Annotated in this window: 8 protein-coding genes; all 8 read right to left on the reverse strand. The window is 44.1% G+C overall.

Going from position 1 to position 19,179, the window contains the following annotated elements:
- Positions 1–46: 46 nt before the first annotated feature.
- The 8 genes from LN893_RS02995 to LN893_RS03030 all read right to left on the reverse strand — a co-directional run bounded on the left by LN893_RS02995 (position 47) and on the right by LN893_RS03030 (position 18,660).
- Positions 47–2,977: a glycoside hydrolase family 2 TIM barrel-domain containing protein gene (locus LN893_RS02995; protein WP_229968152.1), complete on the reverse strand. Its 2,931-nt coding sequence runs from the start codon at positions 2,975–2,977 to the stop codon at positions 47–49.
- 451 nt (positions 2,978–3,428) lie between these two features.
- Entirely contained in the window at positions 3,429–5,168 is a 1,740-nt protein-coding gene (locus tag LN893_RS03000; RefSeq protein WP_229968154.1) for a RagB/SusD family nutrient uptake outer membrane protein, read from the reverse strand.
- 33 nt (positions 5,169–5,201) lie between these two features.
- Positions 5,202–8,387 carry a SusC/RagA family TonB-linked outer membrane protein gene (locus LN893_RS03005; protein ID WP_229968156.1) on the reverse strand — a complete coding sequence of 1,062 codons (3,186 nt, stop codon included), beginning with the start codon at positions 8,385–8,387 and terminating at the stop codon, positions 5,202–5,204.
- A gap of 28 nt (positions 8,388–8,415) precedes the next feature.
- A complete protein-coding gene (locus LN893_RS03010; protein WP_229968159.1) occupies positions 8,416–9,873 on the reverse strand; it encodes a fasciclin domain-containing protein in 1,458 nt (485 codons plus the stop codon).
- Positions 9,874–9,994: 121 nt separating this feature from the next.
- On the reverse strand, positions 9,995–11,671 hold the full coding sequence (locus LN893_RS03015; protein ID WP_229968161.1) for a fasciclin domain-containing protein: 1,677 nt from the start codon (positions 11,669–11,671) through the stop codon (positions 9,995–9,997).
- A 23-nt stretch (positions 11,672–11,694) separates the two neighbouring features.
- On the reverse strand, positions 11,695–13,188 hold the full coding sequence (locus LN893_RS03020; protein ID WP_229968163.1) for a RagB/SusD family nutrient uptake outer membrane protein: 1,494 nt from the start codon (positions 13,186–13,188) through the stop codon (positions 11,695–11,697).
- A gap of 30 nt (positions 13,189–13,218) precedes the next feature.
- Positions 13,219–16,494 carry a SusC/RagA family TonB-linked outer membrane protein gene (locus tag LN893_RS03025; protein ID WP_229968165.1) on the reverse strand — a complete coding sequence of 1,092 codons (3,276 nt, stop codon included), beginning with the start codon at positions 16,492–16,494 and terminating at the stop codon, positions 13,219–13,221.
- Positions 16,495–16,521: 27 nt separating this feature from the next.
- The gene (locus LN893_RS03030; protein WP_229968166.1) at positions 16,522–18,660 is read right to left on the reverse strand and encodes a fasciclin domain-containing protein; all 2,139 of its coding nucleotides are present in this window, start codon (positions 18,658–18,660) and stop codon (positions 16,522–16,524) included.
- Between the last annotated feature and the right edge of the window lie 519 nt (positions 18,661–19,179).

Below are 19,179 nucleotides of genomic sequence, written 5' to 3' on the forward strand. Positions count from 1 at the left end.
TCTGGCTTCTTTATTAGCTGGCATAGTTTGGTTTATAGGATTCCTACTAAAACAGCTCATCTTTAACTGGCCTGTTGAACTGCTGCGGAGAAGTATCTCCTGTTTCAGGAAGGCCGAAGTAGAAGTATAATGTTCTCTTAACAGGGCCGCTCACCTTATTCATTTCTCCCGCTGGTCCCAAGTTCTTTGTGTTAGCACTGATGTTTAAAGCTAACTTTGTTCCCAGCGGCGGTATGTTGTCCAGGAAAGAGATGTTGCCCACAGGAAGGCTAGGATGCGGTTTAACGCCTGACAAGCCGTAGAAGTCTAGGCGGCGCACAAACAGATCGTCTTCTTTGCTTGCTACCAAAAATTTACCTTCGGCTGTACTGAACTCCATCCAGGTTACATCTGCAAAGTATCCTTTAAACTCAGGATAAATCCAGGGAGCGCTACCTGTATGTGTGTCGTTGTAGGCATTCTCCCACACATTAAGCGCCACGCCCTGCTGTCTGTTTTTCCAAACACGGTATGGCCCTCTGCCCAGCCATTTGGCGCTGATCATAAAGTTCTCAGGGTAGGTAAAACTGATGCCCGTAAAAGGATAATTGCCGTTCAGACTGTACTCATACTCTAGGCTCAACCAGCCGCTACCGTGCATTTTCCACTTCGCATACTTCATATCGCCTGAATAGTTTACTTCCACCACGTGGCCATCTCCTTCTTCATAGTTCTTCACGCTGGCCACTGCTGCATTTCCAGCTACCATTACAGGGCCGTTGCCGAAAGTCAGGCTCTTACTTTTATCGTTTGCAAGCCCTACAATAGTGCCGTCCTTCTTACTTAAGGTTACGGCAATTTCACCGCCTTTTAGGGTAATGGAGGATTCTGTTTCCGTAACTTCTACTTTCCAATCTGCACCATTTTTGTTTTTTTGCTTCTGGGCAGTAGTATCAGCTTTTGCAACAGCTGCGGCTTGTTCTCTTGTCAGTATCACAATATCCTCCAACAGCGTTTCATTACACTTCACGTTCCAAGTCCAGGTATAAAGCAGCTCTTTATGCGAATCATAAGCTGAGAGCAGCAGCATATCGTAGACTTTCCAGTCGGATGGTAGGTTGAGTTTTAGGTTTCCTTTGGCAACAGGCGCAATAGAAGGTCCTGCGCCTGTTCCTTTTTTCCTGGTGATGTAGCCCGCAAAAACATCGCCTGGCTTTCTATAGTCAGCCAGTTCCCACTGAAACATACACTGGTTAAGATTTGTGAAATGGTACCTATTCTCTACAGGAATTTCACCGTTGAAATTCACAGGCAGTTCTTCTAGTTTTATATGAACGGGCGAATAAATTTCTTTGATCGCAAAGAAGCTTCCCTCCTTTTCTCTATGCGGTCCCATCAAACCGTCGGGTGCATTTACCCTGTTCACATCTATAATGCCGTTCTGATCGGTGCGCACAATGCCTTCGTCTGTCAAATCCCATAGAAAACCTCCTGCCCCAAGCTTGCTGTTCCAATGTAGTTCCCAAAAATCCGCCAACGATGTGCCGCCACCCCCATCGTCCTGAGCGTGCAGAAATTCTGTTGGCATGTAAATATTCGGGCCTTCCAGTATCTTCTTGGTGCTGTAGTAGTCTTCGTAGTGGTTGCAGTCTATGCCGTTAAAAACATTTCCTGGGCGGTGGTGTGCATGTATAACAGGTCGCTTAGAATGGTCATACTTTCCGTAATCATCATCCAGTTCAAAGTTATGACCACCTTCATTGCCGTTGCTCCAGAAAATAACAGAAGGGTGGTTTACATCCCGTATCACCATTTCTTTTACCAGAGGCTCCCCCGCTTCTGTGCTATAGGCATTCTGCCAGCCAGCCAGTTCATCCAGCACATACAGGCCAAGTGAATCGCAAATCTGCAGAAAGCTTTTGTTTGGCGGATAATGTGAGCAGCGCACCGCATTCATGTTCATCTCCTTCATTAGCTTCACATCCATTAAGTCGATGGCAGCACTTACAGCACGGCCAGTTTCAGGCCACCACACATGGCGGTTCACGCCTTTCATTTTAATTTTAGTGCCATTCAGGTAAATCCCATCCCCTTCTCTTATCTCAATCGTTCGGAATCCGAACTTATCTGTAGCCTGGAAAATTTCTTTTCTTCCTGATTTAATGGAGGTTTGAACTGTATAGAGATTAGGCGTTTCGGCCGTCCATTGCAGCGGGTTATTTACTTTCGTTTTGATGTTTACAACCGTGTCGCCAGGTGAGAATGAAGCTGCAGCCGTACCAACTACCTTTCCGTTTGCATCTAAAATTCGTGCAGCCACTTCATGCTTTTCCCCAGAATTTCGGAGGTGCACATTCATAGAAAAAGCACCGTCTGCCTTTGCATCGATAGCGGTATAGGCAATGTGTTCTTTCGGGAACGATTCGAGGTAAACTGGGCGGAAGATACCGCCGAAGATCCAGTAATCGGCCAGGCGCTCGGCATTGTTCACCGATGGGCTGGCAGACATTTTACTCACCGTAACCTCCAGCACATTCTCCTTGCCGTACTCCAGTTTGTCACTGATGTTATACTTAAACTCATAGAAGGCGCCCTGGTGAATGGGCCCAGCTGGCTTACCGTTCACCTTCACTTCCGTATCGGTCATGGAGCCTTCAAAAACAATAAACACATCCCTGCCTTTCCAGTTTTTAGGAACCTCAAACGTGTGCTTATACATTCCTTTTTCATCGGCAAAGCGGAAGTTTTTGCCATAGGTCACATAGTCGCGGCCATAGTTGTAAGTTCCAAACCCCTCCTGCTCCCAATGCGACGGCACAGGTATCTGCGTCCAATAGCCACTCTTTCGCCCTCCAGTTACATAAAAATCCCAGGGAACTGTGTTCTCGTTGTCCGTGCCAGACAGATATTTTACTTGTCTGGTATCTGGTCCTTTGGCATAAGCCTCTGCTACACTTAGCAGTATAAAAAGTATAGATAAAAGTCTTTTGATAAACATATGGCTATTTTAGTAATACTCCTTTCAATATTGTTGCTTTACATGCACTTTCCCCACTATCATTATCCCCACATCTAAAACTATCCGTTTCCATCTAAAAAAGTATCCTGTACTATCTTGGTTGCTTTATTTTTAGTCTAGAAAGGCTGACGCTTCACCAAGCCTGCGATCTAATATGCTCGAAACAGAACCTGCACTACCCTCTGCTACAGGTCAGACTTGTATTCTATAAGTCTGATACAGTTATGGTATAGCCTTTGCCCTTTTTTCAACTGCCATTTTTTCTAAGGAAGAGAACTTTATGTAGCCGCTTTTCTCAAAGCTTTGAAACATACACGTTTGATAATAAAGTCTCCATCAAAAACAAAGGCAACCAGTTGCTTGGTTGCCTTTGTTTTTGATGGAGACTTTACTGAATACTTTATTCCCAACGGAAAGGCAACTGAATACTTTATTCCCAACGGAAAGGCAGGAACCAGTTTTCTTTGTTCATCAACTTTGACCGTACCGCCGAAGCCTGTGGATTTCCTGCTTTCTGCAGCTTTTCATACACACGGTCAGCCAGAAAGGCAGGATCGTTTCTTCTAATCGCAATACGAAGCAAATCAGGCCACCTGTTTCCTTCAAAAGCCAGTTCCAGTGCTGCTTCTTCTATAATTTTATCTTCGATATGCGTTACCAAACCATTCTGGTCTGTTAGAACAGGAGCTGACCTGATAGAAAGATCATAGTATGCTGTTGAGTCTATTTGGTTAGTTCTTACACCAATTCTGCCTCTGATACCTGTGTTTCTGTACCAAGGCCCTCTATAGTTAGGAAAGTCGCCCTGCCTGCCATCAAAGTCATAAGGAGCAGCATCGAGAGTGCGCTGTATGTCTGTGACATCTTTGTTAATCGAAAGGGAAGGACGTGTTATCGGATTCCAGGTTGGATCGTAAGTAGCTCTGATGCCGTCATTTAGCAAAGCATAAGCAACTTTATGCTTCCCGTCTCGGTTTGCAGCCTCTGCAAATCGCAAATGTACAAGAGAAGCACGTGCTAAAAACCAGTTACCTGGTGCTTCACGAGGAAGAAGAGGATTTATGTTTTCCAAGTACTTCTGTACAACGGGTTTACCTGCTATGTACTCTACAGCGGCATAAAACCTCGGATCAATAGGTGTGTTGTCTAATCTGGTTTCTGCATTCCATTTATCAATTATCGACTCAGATGGTTTAAGTAAGTAGGCTCCCACGTTGTTTGAAAACAGATCCACGAAAGGATTCTTAGGGTTAAAGTTTTTATTGAAAGGCAGATCCCAGATAAACTCAAAGTTCCAGTTTCTGGACTGCGATCCTGTAAAACCATCTTCATGAGAAAAAGGATATCCCCAGGCAACTCTGTACTGCCCGTAGTAATTATCTAAGTTGCTGTCGGTGGTGCCGGTTTCCATAACGGCTTTGTAATGCGTAGCGGCCTGTGTATAATTGCCTTTCCATAGGTGCAAATCGCCGAGCAGCAAGTGTTTGTTTATAAAGAACTTCTGTGTGTTATAGCCATCGGTAGTAGCCATTAAGGAAGCACTCTGCGGATAGGGTTGCATGTAAGGAAGGGCCTCTGTAAATCCAATCAGCTCATCCAGCAGCTGGTCTAACTCCAACACAGGAAACTTAGACTGGTCCTTCAGGTCTTCTACAGTAGCCAGCGGATCAGTAACATAAGGCACTCTTCCGAAGTGAATACCCAACTGATAGTAAACCCAGCTCCTTAGCGCGCCAACATCAGAATACCGCTGTGCATACTCAGCCTGCTCCATTTTATTTTCCTGCACCATCTTGTCGAAGTTTGCCAGAACATCGTTGCAGTTAATAATAACCTCATAAAAAGGCCGTGGATCGGCATATTTGTTTGTTGCGTCTACGCTATGGTTGTTAATCTGGATAAGATCGGGATTGGCAGACGCATTTTCCGTTACATTCAGCAGATCGCCTCTAAGCTCGTTCAGCACTACATACTGCTCAGCCAGGTTCATAAACTTGCCATAAACCCCTATCACAGCTGCATCGGCATCAAACACGTTCTGGTACGTTTGGTCTTTGTCGAGTGCAGTCTCTGGTTTTATATCGAACGTTTCTTCGCAGGAGAGTGTGGCTATGCCAAGCAGTACGAATGGCACCACACGCATCAATGGTCTGAATAAATTCTTTTTCATAAGATCGTATGTTTTATCGAAGAAGTCTTTTTATTATAATCCTAACCGCACACCCAACAGTACAGACTTAAACTGTGGTATCAGCCCTACGTCAACACCTTGCGCAAAAATGATTGATGAGGCACTAAACTCTGGATCGTAGCCCAGGTAATTTGTTACAGTAAATAGGTTATTCGCTGTAGCATAAACTGAGGCGTTTTTCAAGAAACGGTTTTGAATTGCAAGGTCGTAGTTCAAGGTCAGGGACCGCAAACGCAGATACGAACCATCTTCAATCCACCTGTCGGAGAAACGGGCATTGCCCATCGGGTCGCCCCAGGTAGCTTTTGGCATATCTGTTACCTGGCCGTTTGCTCTCCATCTGTTCTGCACGCTCTGCAGTTGATTGTTTGTTCCAGCCATTGACTCCAGCTGCGCACGCGTATAGTTGAAGATGTCGTTGCCTTTGCTAAAAGTAAAAGCAGCATCAAGAGATAGCTTTTTATAAGTAACTCTGGAACTGAACATGCCCGTGAAGTCAGGGTTTGGGTTACCAATTACAACTCTGTCTTCTTCATCTATAACATTATCATTGTTCATGTCAACGAACCGCATATCGCCTCCGCTAAACGCAGTATAAGTACCGTCTGGAGTTCTGGTAGTTAAACCTGCGTTACTTGCTTCCCCGTCAGAAGTGTACACGCCGTTTGTTTTGTACCCATAAAACAGGTTTGCCTGCTGTCCCACCTGTGTTAGAATGTTGGCTCCAGCAAAATTTGTGAGCATTCTATCGCCAGGCAGTTTTGTAATCTCATTTTTAATGGTTGCTATGTTTAAGCCCACATCCCATTTAAATGTTTCGTTGTTGATCAGGCGACTGTTTAGGGAAAGCTCCACGCCTCTGTTTTGCATTGCGCCGTTGTTGGTATACATATACTCAAGCCCAGCAGCGCTTATCAGGCGCTCCTGAATCAGCATGTTATCGGTTGTGCTATGGAAAACGTTTCCACTTAGCGATACTTTTTCATTTAGCAAAGCCAGATCCACTCCTGCGTTTAGCTTTTTGTAGGTTTCCCACTGCAGCTCTGGGTTTCCTATGTTGCCCCGTATCAACCCTTGCAAGCCCAACAGGTTCTGCGATACATAAAACTGCCGCGAATTATAGTTACCGATGTCGTCGTTACCTGTTATGCTATAAGTTGTATGCACCTTCAACATGTCAATAAAACCAAGGTTTGCCATAAAGTCTTCGGAGGAAACAAGCCATGCCGCACCAACAGAAGGGAAAACCCCAAATCGGTTGCCGTTAATCCCCACTCCTCCTTCGGCTTGCTGGCCAAAGCGGGAAGAACCGTCCATAGACAAATTCATCGACAGGAAGTATTTATCTAAATAGCCGTAGTTTAAGCCTGAATAAATACTCATCCAGTTCCATCTTCCTATGTCTCCGCCTGCTCTGCGCAATGCCGTTGAACCTGTTCCTATACTTCTTAGCTCATCTGTTGCGGAGTTAAATCCCAAACCATAGTCTCTTTCACTGTTGTTGTCGTTGTACCGAAAGCCAACGGCAGCATTCAGGTGATGTACTTGGTTAAATCTCTTATTATAAGAAAGTCGGGAATCGTTGTATACAGCGAAAAGGCGTTTAATCTGGTTTCCCATTCTGCTGTCTGCCACAGCGCTTTCCAGTGTATCAGCTAGTGTGCCCCTGCGCGGTACAAAGAAGCTTTCACGGACTTTATCGTAGGTTATTCCAAACTGTGTGCTAGCACTTAGATGCTCATTAAACTGATAGTTGAATATAATTGAGCCAAAGAACCTATAGTTCTGGCCTGTGGATGATACATAGTTAACTACACTCGCAGGGTTTCCTATGTTAAACACATCTACATCCGATAAGTTAGGAGAGGTTATGCCTTCATCTGACACCTCGTTTCTAGACAAAAACGGTGCTTTGACTAAGCTTAAGTAAATAGGATTAGTTTTGAAGGCAAGGCCTTGCTCTGCTAAGTTTTGCTCACTGTAAGAGAAGCCCAGGTTGGATTGCACCTTCAGCTTTGGTGACATGTTCAGGTCTGCGTTAAACCTGGTTGTATACCTGTTAAAGTCAGTGTTTTTAATTATTCCACCCTGGTCCAGGTAGCCTAATGATAGGGCATATTTGGCTATGTTGTCGCCACCAGAAACTTTGAGATAGTAGTTTTTATTTAAACTTTTGTCGAATACTTCTTTCTGCCAATTGGTGTTGTTGTGGTAGTTGTAATAACCTGGGGCATCAGGAGCATCATTCATAAAAGGGAGTTCCTGAATCTCCTGATCTGAGTAACCGCTGCTTTTGAGCACATCAGACAAATAAACTCTGTAATTATAGGCATCCATCACGGGTAAGGCATCAGGAGCCTGGTTAACACCAGCATAGGTGGCAAAATCGATTTTAGTGGCTAGCTGCTCTGCATGCGCAGTGGTGATCATTATCGCACCGTTTGCTCCTTTAGATCCATACAGCGAAGTAGCGTCTTTTAAAACTGTAATGTTGTCAATGTCCTTTATATCGATGTTGCTAAGCGGATTTGTAAAGTGGTTGTTGATGAGGGAGCCGCCATAATCATTTATGTCGTATATCATCCCATCTACCACAATCAGAGGTTGGTTGCTTGTGTACAGCGATGAATACCCCCGCAGTATCAGGTTGGCACCTGAACCAGGTTCTCCTGAGCGCCTGATCACATTAAGCCCAGCCACTCTGCCTTGTAAATAATTCTCTGGCGTTTCGGCCTGCGTCGCCCACTTTGCCTGCTTTGGATTTAAGGAGGAAACAGCGCCTGTTGTGTGGTTTAACGGTTTATCTAAGCCACCAGGCAGGTTGGCTATTTCATACAAGGAGTTGAAGGACTCTTCGTGTAAACTAACCGTTACATTGCTTTGGCCTTTCACTGCTACTTCCTTGCGCTGGAATCCTTCACCTGTAATAACTATGGCAGCAGAAGGATCAGGAATATTTAATTTAAAATTTCCATTATCGTCTGTCAGTGCTGCAGAGTAACCAGGTGCACTTATACTTACACCTGGTACTGGACGTCCAGAGGTAGCATCTTTCACTATACCTGTAACCACAGTTCCGCCAGTGTATTGTCTTGCAACCGTAACCGAATCTGCGCTCTGTGCAAAAAGCCACACTGGCGAACCAGCTAAAGCAAAGAGAAACGACAGCTCTTTAATTCTTTTAGTAATTATCTGCATAATATTGTGTTTAATATTATTAAGGTCTTTAGAACACCGGTACCAGTTCGATATAATCCACAGAAAGCGGATTGGCCGCATCGCTTGTAGAAAGAGCTCCTACCAAGTACATGTTTATGTATCCGAACTTATCAACTGTGTATTCTCCAAGCAGCATTTTTTGGCTGTAGTTATTTGGTTCTACAGTGGTATAGGGTAGTTCAGAAGCTCCAGGGGTTTTAAAAGCTATTTTCTGCTGAAACGTATTCCCTCCGTTAAAGTCGTTCAGGGCTTGCCAGTACACCTTATAGGTTGTTGAGTTCACGTTAGGCACCCGATACCGTATATGAAAGCCCCGTATGTCGTGGTTATAAGCCAGAATATCCTGAAATATCTCACCTGACTCGCTTCTTCTCCTGCGTGTGCTTACACTTCCTGCCTTTTCGGGGTGGCTCAGGGATAATGATCTGTTCAGGAAAGCTGTTTCGCCTTCTATTCTAATCGGTTGAATTTTATCGGAAGGCAGAACATCCAGGCTATTTAGTACATACACAATTCCGTTGCTGGTCTTTTCTGTACGAACAATGGCATTTTGGTCTATATGCACTTTCACGCTGTCTCTGGAGTAAAGTACATCAGGCAGGTTTTCAGGTGTATACGCCCCTCTTAACGCAAGGTCTTTTACTACTCCCCATGCAGTGGCTAAATTGGTGCTGTCTGTTGTGTTGGTGGTATAGTATTGCCTGTATTCATCCATTTCGGCCTGAAAAGCTTCATCTGTCAGAACTATAAAAGTGTACAGAGAATCTTCATTCGAGATGTCAAATGCTTCATGGAAATAACGGTTACGCAGCACCATGCCTGGAATAGAATCATATACTGGTCTTCCAGTGGCAGGATCCACGCCTATTTGGGTGGCAAGACTGTCAATAAACACCGTGTACTCAAGTGATTTCATAAATTCTTTCTGCCTGGAGCCAAATGCTGTTCCGTTCAGAAATTCCCAGGAGTTCATTTTAGGAACCATGGCAGCATCCACAACATGTAGTACACCATTGCCAGCATATCTGTCGGCTTGTTTTATACTGGCTCCCTCTACTTTGGCAGCCTGTTTATCCCATGTTATATACTTCCCGTTCAGTGTCTGAATGCGTGAAGAAGCGGGAAGCGGTGTGTTTGTCAGGTACTGCTGATAGCTAATGTGGTTTCCGACAAAAACCTTCAGCTTTTCCGGATCATTGAGGACTGCCTGATCCAGGTTTTGCAAAGCATCGTTTGTAGGTGCCCAAACAGTAAACGTTTTCGAGGATTTCAACACCTGGTCATACTCTGTTTGCACCAGATACTCGCTGAACTTGCTTAACTCTGGGTTGGCTTCTATCGCCTGAAAAACATTCTCCCCCAGAGCCTGATCATTCACTGCGATACATTCTTCCCATTTGTCATCACAGGCCACAAAAGTGGAAAGGATAAACAGGCAGAGTATAATTTTTTTATATGATACCATCTTTCAATAATTTAATTAAAAGGAGATGAAATGCTTTAAGCACGCTGGCAGTAAGCTTGCCTCTGCCAGAATACCTGAAGCTATCGTTTTGTTGAATTACTGTAGCACATTGGTTTACCACTTAGTACACAGGAGTACCGTCTCTGTCTAGCTTAGGCCATAGTTGGTCCTGATCAACAGGTATAAACTGTATCATGTCTAGCTGAATCCACTGCCGTGATAAGTTTACAAGGCCTACCAACTTTATGGTATGGCGGTCGGTGGTTTTTACATCGATGGTGCCAGCCAGCCTTGCAAAGCTATTGTTCTCCGGAGCTGTCGTATATCTTTTCCAACCCTGTGCCAGCAAGTCCCCTTCTGGCACACCAGCAGGCCAGTAATCTGACATGTTGATGGTTCTTTGCAATGGCTCTCCGTCGAAGAAGGTTTGTATGGTAGTTCCCAACCTTCTGTAGGCGATCCAGACTTTGTATTTTCCTTTAATTAAAACAGGAGTCTTGAACTCAATAGATTTTACAACGGCTGGCCTTAAGTATACCTCCAGATAGTCGTTGTAGACACGGGTGTTGCTCTCTGACGATGGCACCGTCACATACCTGAAGTCGCCACCGTCGGTACCGCCGTCCAGCTTTACATCTTTTAGCTGTGTTATACCCAAGTTAGTAGAAGTTGGGGCAGCTGTACGCCATTGGGGCATTACGCGTAACTCTGGCTGGTCGGCCACATCAAAATTAACGCGGGTAGGCTTCCTAACTTTAATCGCGATATTCCTTTCTATGGAATGCAACACTCCATTGGTGGCTGTGTTATCACTCTTAGAACGATCTATAGGTGCGCCTTTTTCCAGTATACCATTAAACACTTCTTCATTTATCAGCACAGAGTCTCCTTTTAATTTAGTCGTTAATACTTCAAGCGGAGCCAAGGTTTCATGAGACTGAGACGTTACAATATCGGCTACGTACTTATTATCTGGTATAATATGGAAAGCAACATATAGGTTTAAGCTATCAGTGGCATCAGCAGGGTTACCAGTACTGGAGTATTTGTCTTCAAGCTCCTCATAATTGTCAATTCCCATGCTCCTATACACTTCATCGGTCTGAGCTAGCAAAGTGTACCAGGCTCTTTCTGTATTGCCAGCATCCAGATAATAAGTATTTAATTTTTCGAAATATCCCGTCTCTTTTAAGGCAGTAGTGAAGATGGTATAGGCTGGGTTTTCGGCTACAAGTTCAGCTACTGTTTTTGTAGCAGGCTCCAGCACCTTATCAATGCTGTGGATAATGCCGTTCCCAACCTTAATGTTTCCCTCTACAAGTTTCGCCTGACGATTTATACTGATACTGGATTTACCGTTCTCGTTCACGGCCCCCGTAATCAGGTATTGGCCCAGCATGGTTATTCTTGGCAGCTTACCATCTGTAAACGCAGACGTGGAGATTGTGTCCTCTATTAAGTGAAGTTTAACGATATCTTTCAGCTCGTCTAAGTCAAGCTGCTCGACAGCGCTAACCCCTTTCTGCTGCATAAAAAGTTGCACAGCATCGTTAGTCGGTGCAAAAAGGGTATACGCTCCGTAGGCCCCTAAATAACCTGCGTTACCAGTCACCTCCAACACCTTCAGAAACTCTGAGAACTGCTCCGGATATCTCTCAAGGTACCCCGTCATGTTTACATCATTAGTGGTACTCATCTCAAGGTTTTCTTCCTGGCACCCCAGCAACATAGTTACCATGAGCAGGCATACAGCTGTAATTCGTGCCAGGCTATTCCAACTACCAATTATATTTTTCATATTATTAAAGCTTAAATAAACTACTATTGATAAAATGGATTCTGCACCAGATTCTTGTTTGTCAGCAGCTCGTACTGGTATATAGGCCAGTAATGGCTGTTCACGTCTCTGATCTTATTCATGATAGTCTGTTGCCTATCCACAGGAGCGCTTGAAATAACCATATCTCGCAGAATGTCCATGCGGGCATAGTTGTCTCGCTTGGCATTGCGTAGCACATCGTACCACCGCTTTCCTTCAAAAGCGAATTCCCTCGCCCGTTCTTCCAGAATATAGTCAATCAACCCGTTTACGTCGCCAGCCCCTACGTTTCGTTCGGTACCTGGCAGCGCGTTTGCACGTGCACGAATTGTCTCTACAATACTCAGCGCTTCCTCACCCCGTCCTGTTAGAGCTAGAGCCTCCGCTTTCATCAGTAAGATATCTGCATAGCGATAAACAATGAAATGCGCATAGGAATCGTTTTGGGATCTGGACTGATCTAATGATAAACCAAGATACTTCCATACTTCACTGTTAGAGATTCTGACAGAAGCATTTAACCTCGAATCGACATTCAAAGGATCGTTTTCGTCTAAGGTATATACTTCCTCTATTACACGGGGAGCAGCCAGAAACCTTCTGCCTACACTGGCACTGAGGAGGGGATAATAAGGATTTGTTTTCTGTGCATTAAACTGTAGCTCAAAAATGGCCTCACTGGAGTTACCAATGCCGTACAACTCCTGAAACCAGTTTGAATTGATTTTAGGCTGCACTAAGGCAAACTGACCTGAGTTGATAAGTTTATCACAGGCTACAATGCAGCTATCGTACTGGTTTTTCCAGAGGTATACATCAGCTTGTAGTGCATTTACAGTATATTTTGTAACTCTACCCTTATCAAACGCATTGTTGCCATACGAAATCACCGCCCACTCTTCTGCCGTTTGAAGATCTTTTGTTATCTGGTCCAGTATCTCTTCGGAAGTATTTTTTGGCAGGGCAATGTCTTGGTCGTCGCTTATAGTAGCGTCTAGTTTTAACGGAACTTCCCCGAAACTTCGCACTAAGTAAAAGTACATCAGGCTTCGGATGGTAAGCGCTTCCGCCATGTAAGCGTGCAGCTGCTCCTCATTAAAGGTCATATCTTCATTTAAAGTAGCTGGGGCAAGATCTAAAACTGTGTTGCAGTAGTTTATCGTTTTGTAGAAAGACCGCCAGTCCACAATAGGGTTAGTATCTACAATGTTACCGTTGATCACATCCATCTCGTTAAACCGCACACCTGAGTTTGCCATCAACATATCTGCCCGCAATTCGCCCCACAAGAACAGTTTTTCAGAGAGGTCGTTTTCTAGCATGGAGGCATAAATGCCTATCACGGCAGACTGAACCTGTTCCTTCGTTTTCCAGAAGTTTTGCCTCACAATACCGTCCTGAGGCTTCAGGTCGAGGTATTTGTCACAGGCACTTGTTATGCACAGCACTGCCATTAACAGTGTTGCTTTTAGTAGTATATTCTTATTCTTAAACATATTCAGATAGTTTAGAGCCTACTGTAAATTTTAGAATCTGACATTTGCGCCAACCGTAATGTTCTGCACCGGAGGTGTTCTAGACTCATCAAAGCCAATGCGAAGCGGGTCGCTTCCCCTTAAGGTTACCTCTGGGTCCTGGCCTGTGTAGTTCGTGAAAGTGAGCAGGTTCTCGGCTGTTACATAAAACCCTAGATCCTGCACTCCCAACGACTGTAGGATATGTGCTGGCAGGTTGTATCTGATAGTTATGTATTTAAAGCGAAGGAAAGATGCATCTTCTACGTAGCGGTCTGAGGCAAGCCAGTTATAACCATAGCCCAAAAGCGCGCGCGGAATGTCTGTTTCATCACCAGGGTTTCTCCATCTTCTTAATACAGCAGTACTTTGGTTATCATAACCATACATGTTCTCTGTCAGCATTTTGGTCTGGTTAACCACATCAAACTTATATCTGAAGTTGAAGAACAGGTTAACTTTCCAGTTCTTATAGCTAAGTGAGGGACCGAAGCCACCAGTAAGCTTTGGGTTGGCGTTACCGAGGTACACTACATCCATGTGGTCGATGTTACCGTCATGGTTAATATCCTCATACATCGCGTCGCCTGGTTGAAACACATAGTCAATAGTAGGATAGCCAAAGCGCATCGGAATTACCTGCCCATTAGGGCCGACAATGGCATTCCCGTCTTTATCTTTTGCGATGATAGACTCTGAATCTGGATAAACGCCTTTGTACCTATAGCCATAGAAAGATCCGAACGGGTTATTCTCCTGTATCGTGATCAGATAACTGCCGTTTCGAAGCAAATCACCTGAAGTACGCGGGTATAAATCTGATATTTCGCGGATGATGTTGTTGTTTTTAGCTAGGTTTAAAGCAAAGTTTATCGTTAGATCATTCGCTTGGTATGGCGTGGTGTTGAAGGCAATTTCCCATCCCTGGTTGTCCATAACACCCACGTTCATATCCACATTGCTGAAGCCAGAAACCGACGAAATGTCCAACCCTCTGTAAAACATGTCTTTTGTCCGCTTCTTGTAGAAATCCACATCCACACCCAAACGGTACTGAAACATCTGGAGGTTAAAGCCTACGTTTTGCTGCACCACCGTTTCCCACTTCAGGTTCTTCAGTTCCATGTTGGCTGGGTACACACCCGACATACCAAGGTAGTTCCAGTCGAAGTTGTTGTAGATGTTAAAATGGCCATAACTCGCACTTGGCTCGTTACCACTTGTGCCATAACTTACCCTTGCACTTAAATCATCTACCATGGTTAACCCCTGCATAAACGGTTCCCCTGAAACGCGCCATCTGGCCGAGACAGATGGGAAAGTACCCCAGCGGTGGTTTTCACCAAATTTTGAACTACCGTCTCTGCGAATGCTGCCGTTAATAATATAGCGGTCTAGGTAGCTGTACTGCGCGTTTAGTAGCACACCAACACTTCTGTTCTGAACTGAGGAAGAGTTAAGTGTAAGTTCCTCATTCTGTATTCTTGATGGCACAGAAGGATCCTGAAGCAGTGCCGACGCTGCGTTAGATGTGGTAACCCCGAAACCTACAGTTTTATAGTCGAAGGTCATGAAAGATGCTATAGCCTGCAAGTTGTGATCTGGGCTTAAGCGTGGGGTATAAAGAAGGTTTGTTTTCGAAACTACGCTGAACTGATCTAAATCAGAGTCTGAAGCTCTGTTCACAGAGGTCTCCGTCCATGGCCTTCCCGTGGCAGTTTGCGGCAGAAACATCTTTGTTTTGCTGTTGTTGATGTCAAACTGCACATCGGAAGACGCCATCAGCTTGTCTGGAATAATATCATACTGCAAATTAAATTTGGGAATGATACGCTCACCAATTAGTCTGTTTTGTCCCTCCAGGGCCATGGCAAGCGGGTTAAACGTTCCCAGCACCCTTCCATCAGATCTTAAGCTTGCGCCCCCCTGGATGTTTGTTGCAGGCGAGAAGTAATTTGGAGTCACATTTCCATACTCATCCACTTCATATAGCCCCATGTTTGGCATTTTATTGTAGGCTACCGAACGGATGCTGTTTGTATAGTTTCTGTTGTTTACAGAGTGCGTATAAGCAAGGTCTGTTCTGAATCTTATGCGCTCCGACACGTTAAAGTCGAGGTTGATGCGGGTGGAGATACGGGAAAGATCGGTGCCTATTGTAGTACCTTTCTGCCCCAGGTAACCAACAGAAGTATAATACCTTGCTTTGTCACCACCACCTGATAAGGAAATGTTATGGTCATTTATCAAGCCTGTCTGTGTGATGGCATCTATCCAATCTGTGTTGTTGCTGTAGTTATAGTAGTAATAAGGGTCATTCGGATCGTATAAAAACTCTTTTATGGTCGTAGTATTCAGAGGCATTCCTGTACGGTTCATGTAAGCCTCTGGTATCAGCATAGAATACTGGTCTCCACTTAGCATCGGAATGGGATCCGGCTGCTTTGTAACAGTACCTTTAAAGGTGTAGTTAATAGTAGGTTTGCCTTTCGATCCTCTTTTAGTTGTGATTACCAACACCCCGTTCGAAGCTCTGGAACCCCATAGAGCAGTAGCAGCAGCATCTTTCAAAACAGAAATTTCTTTAATATCGGCAGGAGCAATGTTAAGCAGCTGAGCGTAACCCTGCTCATCGGCAGTTGCAAAGTTGAAGTCAGAGGCAATCTCGATAGCATAAGGCATTCCGTCTACCACAATAAGCGGGTCTGCATTAGAGTTGATGGAAGAAGTACCGCGTATTCTAATAGACATTCCAGCGCCAGGGTCACCTGTATTCGCTACAATATCCACACCAGCCATACGCCCCTGCAGTGCCTGGTCTATTGAGGTTGCCTGTACCTCCTGAATCTCCTTCGCACTTACCGTGGCAATAGCAGAGGTTAAATTTCGCTTATCAATAGCCATCATGCCAGTGTTTACCTCTTCGGCAACAATCTCTACTTCCCCTAGTGCTTTAGCGCTAGACTCAAGCTGTACATTAATTTCAGATCGATTGTTAGGGTTCACTGTTACAGTTTTAAATCCCATGTAGGAAATGACCAGCTTATGCGAAGGATCTTTCATCTTAACTGCAAAGTTTCCCTCTAAGTCAGTCTGCGCTCCAGTTACAACCCGATTGTCTTCATCCATTTCAGTAACCGACACACCAACCAAAGGTTCTTTGCTACCTTGCTCCGTTACCTTGCCCCGTACAATTAGCGGTGTTGTCTGCGCGTTTGCTACGACACCACTCAGCAGAAGAACTGCTAACAGAGGCAGGCATAAAATCTTTTCAAGTATTTTTTTCATATCTACTATCGATTAATTCTGCTTCATTTAATATTCAGGGTACTGTAAATAATTGTCTATCTGATGGATGATCACCTTATTAGACAAGATATTGCTGTTAGCCTGGATCAGATTAGCTGTTCTTGCTTTGGCATCCGTCACCTGTGCATCAACCAGTTTACCTGGTGTTGTAGCCTGACCAGCCTGGAAAGTAACAGAGGCACTAACACCGTCAATATCCTTGTAGAGGGTTGTGTAGCTGCCTGTTTTCAGACCGTCAGTTACTATGTTCTGGTTATCAACAATGTGGTAGAGTATAAAGCTCGCTATTTGTTCCTGCTCGTCTTGCGATAGCCTAGTCTTTAACTCAGGCAGTTTACCATCAGCTACAGCCTGATCAATAGCTTCATTTGTCGGCACAAAAAAGGTATAGGGAGTTCCGCCAGAGGTGCCTTTAATATCCAGCGTAGCCATATCGAAAGCTAATGAAGTGCTAGTCAGGTAGGAATAGAATTTAGAGAATTCAGGGTTTTCTTCAAGATGCTGACTTGGCTTTTTATCTGTAAAGGTCAAGAGCTTGTCCAGGTAGTACACAGTACCATTCAGGGTTTCCACAGGGCCTGATACCTGAAGCATTTCATCGTTATCTGCATTTCCGGACGCAAAGACTCTTCCGTTTTTGTACTTGATGTACTCACCACCAAAGGTCTCTACAATACCTTCTCCACTTAAATTGTCTAGTTGGTTATCGAAGGTAAAAGCAATGTGCTGTTGTATGAGTCTATTCATCCGTAGCTGCGCCTGCCCACCCGACAGCACAGCCCCTCCCGCAGGCGGAGTATAAATCCAGTAGTTGTACTGAGAATCCCAATGGAAACCTGCTTCTGTCAGGGCTTCGTCCGTAATCAGGAACATGGTAAACTTAACGGCAGGGTTTGTAACCGTAAATTTCATATCTCCCTCCAGTGCCCGTATCATCATGGAGTACCTCGGGTTCAGGTAAGCCTTGCCGTATACAGTGTGGAACACGTTAGCCCGCTGCACCTTATTAGTGCCATAAAAGAAGCCATTGCTCAATACCTTTTTGTCTACTACATCTGCAGCTGCATCAAACCTTGCTTCCTCACCGAAATCGTTGCTGGTAGTCTTAAACTTTGATGGCCAGACAGTAGTCGAGAACATGTGGGCAGAAACAAAATCTCTTATGATGTTTAGAGGAAGTTTCTCAACAGATTCGTAATGCTCTAACAGCACATTTGAAATGTAGCTGTTAAGCTCATTGTTAGTAGGTACAAACAGTGTACGGCCATTTGTTTGGCCATCGTTATCCTGTATCTTTTCGTAGTTTTCGTTGTTTAGAGCGAAAGGAAGCTCAGAGTTGTAAAACTTAACATACACAGGGCCAGAAGAACCTGTTAGCACCAGATGCTTTCTGGTAGCCTCTGCATCTGTAAAGTAAGAAACCATGTACTTTTCCAGCAGTCTTTTAAACTCGCTGTATTCTGGCTTGGTAGCCAGATATTCTTCCATGTTTTTTAGTGGAAGTATCACTTTGTCTACTTCGTGTATCACCCCATTCTCTGCCAGTATATCTTGTGTAACTACACTTGCACCAGCTACATTGAAGCCTGTAACGGGAGTGTTAGGAAAGAAATAGGTGTAATCGGCAGCAGACAGCCCCTTCTTGGCAAAGTAGTTATTCGTGAAGAAAGGAATGTGCTTGTTGTTGTAGTCGGCAGAAACATAGGTTGCGTTGTTACGATTGGAGGAAATAACATACTGATTTGTCAGCTCCTGGCCATCTACCGTAATTTTATCTGCAGTATAAACGCCTGTATAAAAAGCAGTTCTACGCTTAAACGCGTCATCTTCCTGCCATCCTATGTTCGACTGGAAGTCGTCGAGTCTGTCTTTTGTGAAAGCGTTGTAAGTAAGGGCATATCTTACAATTTCTTGGGCTGTTTTGTCATCTATTTCCTCCACACCAGATACACCACTTTCCTGGAAATAGGCTTGAAAAGCTTGATCGTTAGGAGCAAAAACTGTCCAGTACCCAGCTCCGCTCAAAGTTTCTTTGTATCCTGCTTTTTCAATAAGAGCTATAAAGTTTTTGTATTTCCCACTTGCCTCCAGTTGTTGGTAAATAGGATCCTCAAGTGATTCTGGGCGAGCATAGTACTCGTCCATAGTTTTGTCACGGCAATTGGTTAGTAAAACCAAAACTGACAAATAGTACAGTAGATATTTTGCAGGTTTGCTCATAATCATGAGTAATTGTGAGAAGTAAGAATGACAACTGGTATTTTGTATTATTCTGCTTTTATATAGCTGTGCTGGAATAAGTAAAGCATAGCCTTCCTGCCCAAGATGTTTTGCAACCTCTTGTTAAGTTTTTCTTATATAAAATTTAGATTTAACTACAAATCATCTGGCAGTAAAGAGGAGTAAGCAGACCATGATGTCTGTTATTAGCCAGCGTAATTGTAATAAGTCTTTAGGTTAGCTTGTATAATTTTTCCATATGTAAAAATTTATATTATCAAGTGTTATTAAGTTTGTACTCTTATACAGTATCCGTTGAGCAGGCTTGCCTACAGAGGCGTTTATTCTATTCCAATCAATCCTTCACTGAGTAATTACTAACCATACCAGCTATAAAAAAATCGGTACCTCTATAAAAGTAATGATAAGTTATAGTTTGCGACA

Origin of the sequence: Pontibacter harenae, assembly GCF_020907245.1 — a bacterium.
In the GTDB taxonomy this organism is placed as follows: Bacteria; Bacteroidota; Bacteroidia; order Cytophagales; family Hymenobacteraceae; genus Pontibacter; species Pontibacter harenae.

Excerpts from the sequence above, each read along its gene's own strand:
- LN893_RS02995 (WP_229968152.1), bottom strand. The coding sequence starts at position 2,977 with ATGTTTATCAAAAGACTTTTATCTATACTTTTTATACTGCTAAGTGTA.
- LN893_RS03000 (WP_229968154.1), bottom strand. The coding sequence starts at position 5,168 with ATGAAAAAGAATTTATTCAGACCATTGATGCGTGTGGTGCCATTCGTA.
- LN893_RS03005 (WP_229968156.1), bottom strand. The coding sequence starts at position 8,387 with ATGCAGATAATTACTAAAAGAATTAAAGAGCTGTCGTTTCTCTTTGCT.
- LN893_RS03010 (WP_229968159.1), bottom strand. The coding sequence starts at position 9,873 with ATGGTATCATATAAAAAAATTATACTCTGCCTGTTTATCCTTTCCACT.
- LN893_RS03015 (WP_229968161.1), bottom strand. The coding sequence starts at position 11,671 with ATGAAAAATATAATTGGTAGTTGGAATAGCCTGGCACGAATTACAGCT.
- LN893_RS03020 (WP_229968163.1), bottom strand. The coding sequence starts at position 13,188 with ATGTTTAAGAATAAGAATATACTACTAAAAGCAACACTGTTAATGGCA.
- LN893_RS03025 (WP_229968165.1), bottom strand. The coding sequence starts at position 16,494 with ATGAAAAAAATACTTGAAAAGATTTTATGCCTGCCTCTGTTAGCAGTT.
- LN893_RS03030 (WP_229968166.1), bottom strand. The coding sequence starts at position 18,660 with ATGGACGAGTACTATGCTCGCCCAGAATCACTTGAGGATCCTATTTAC.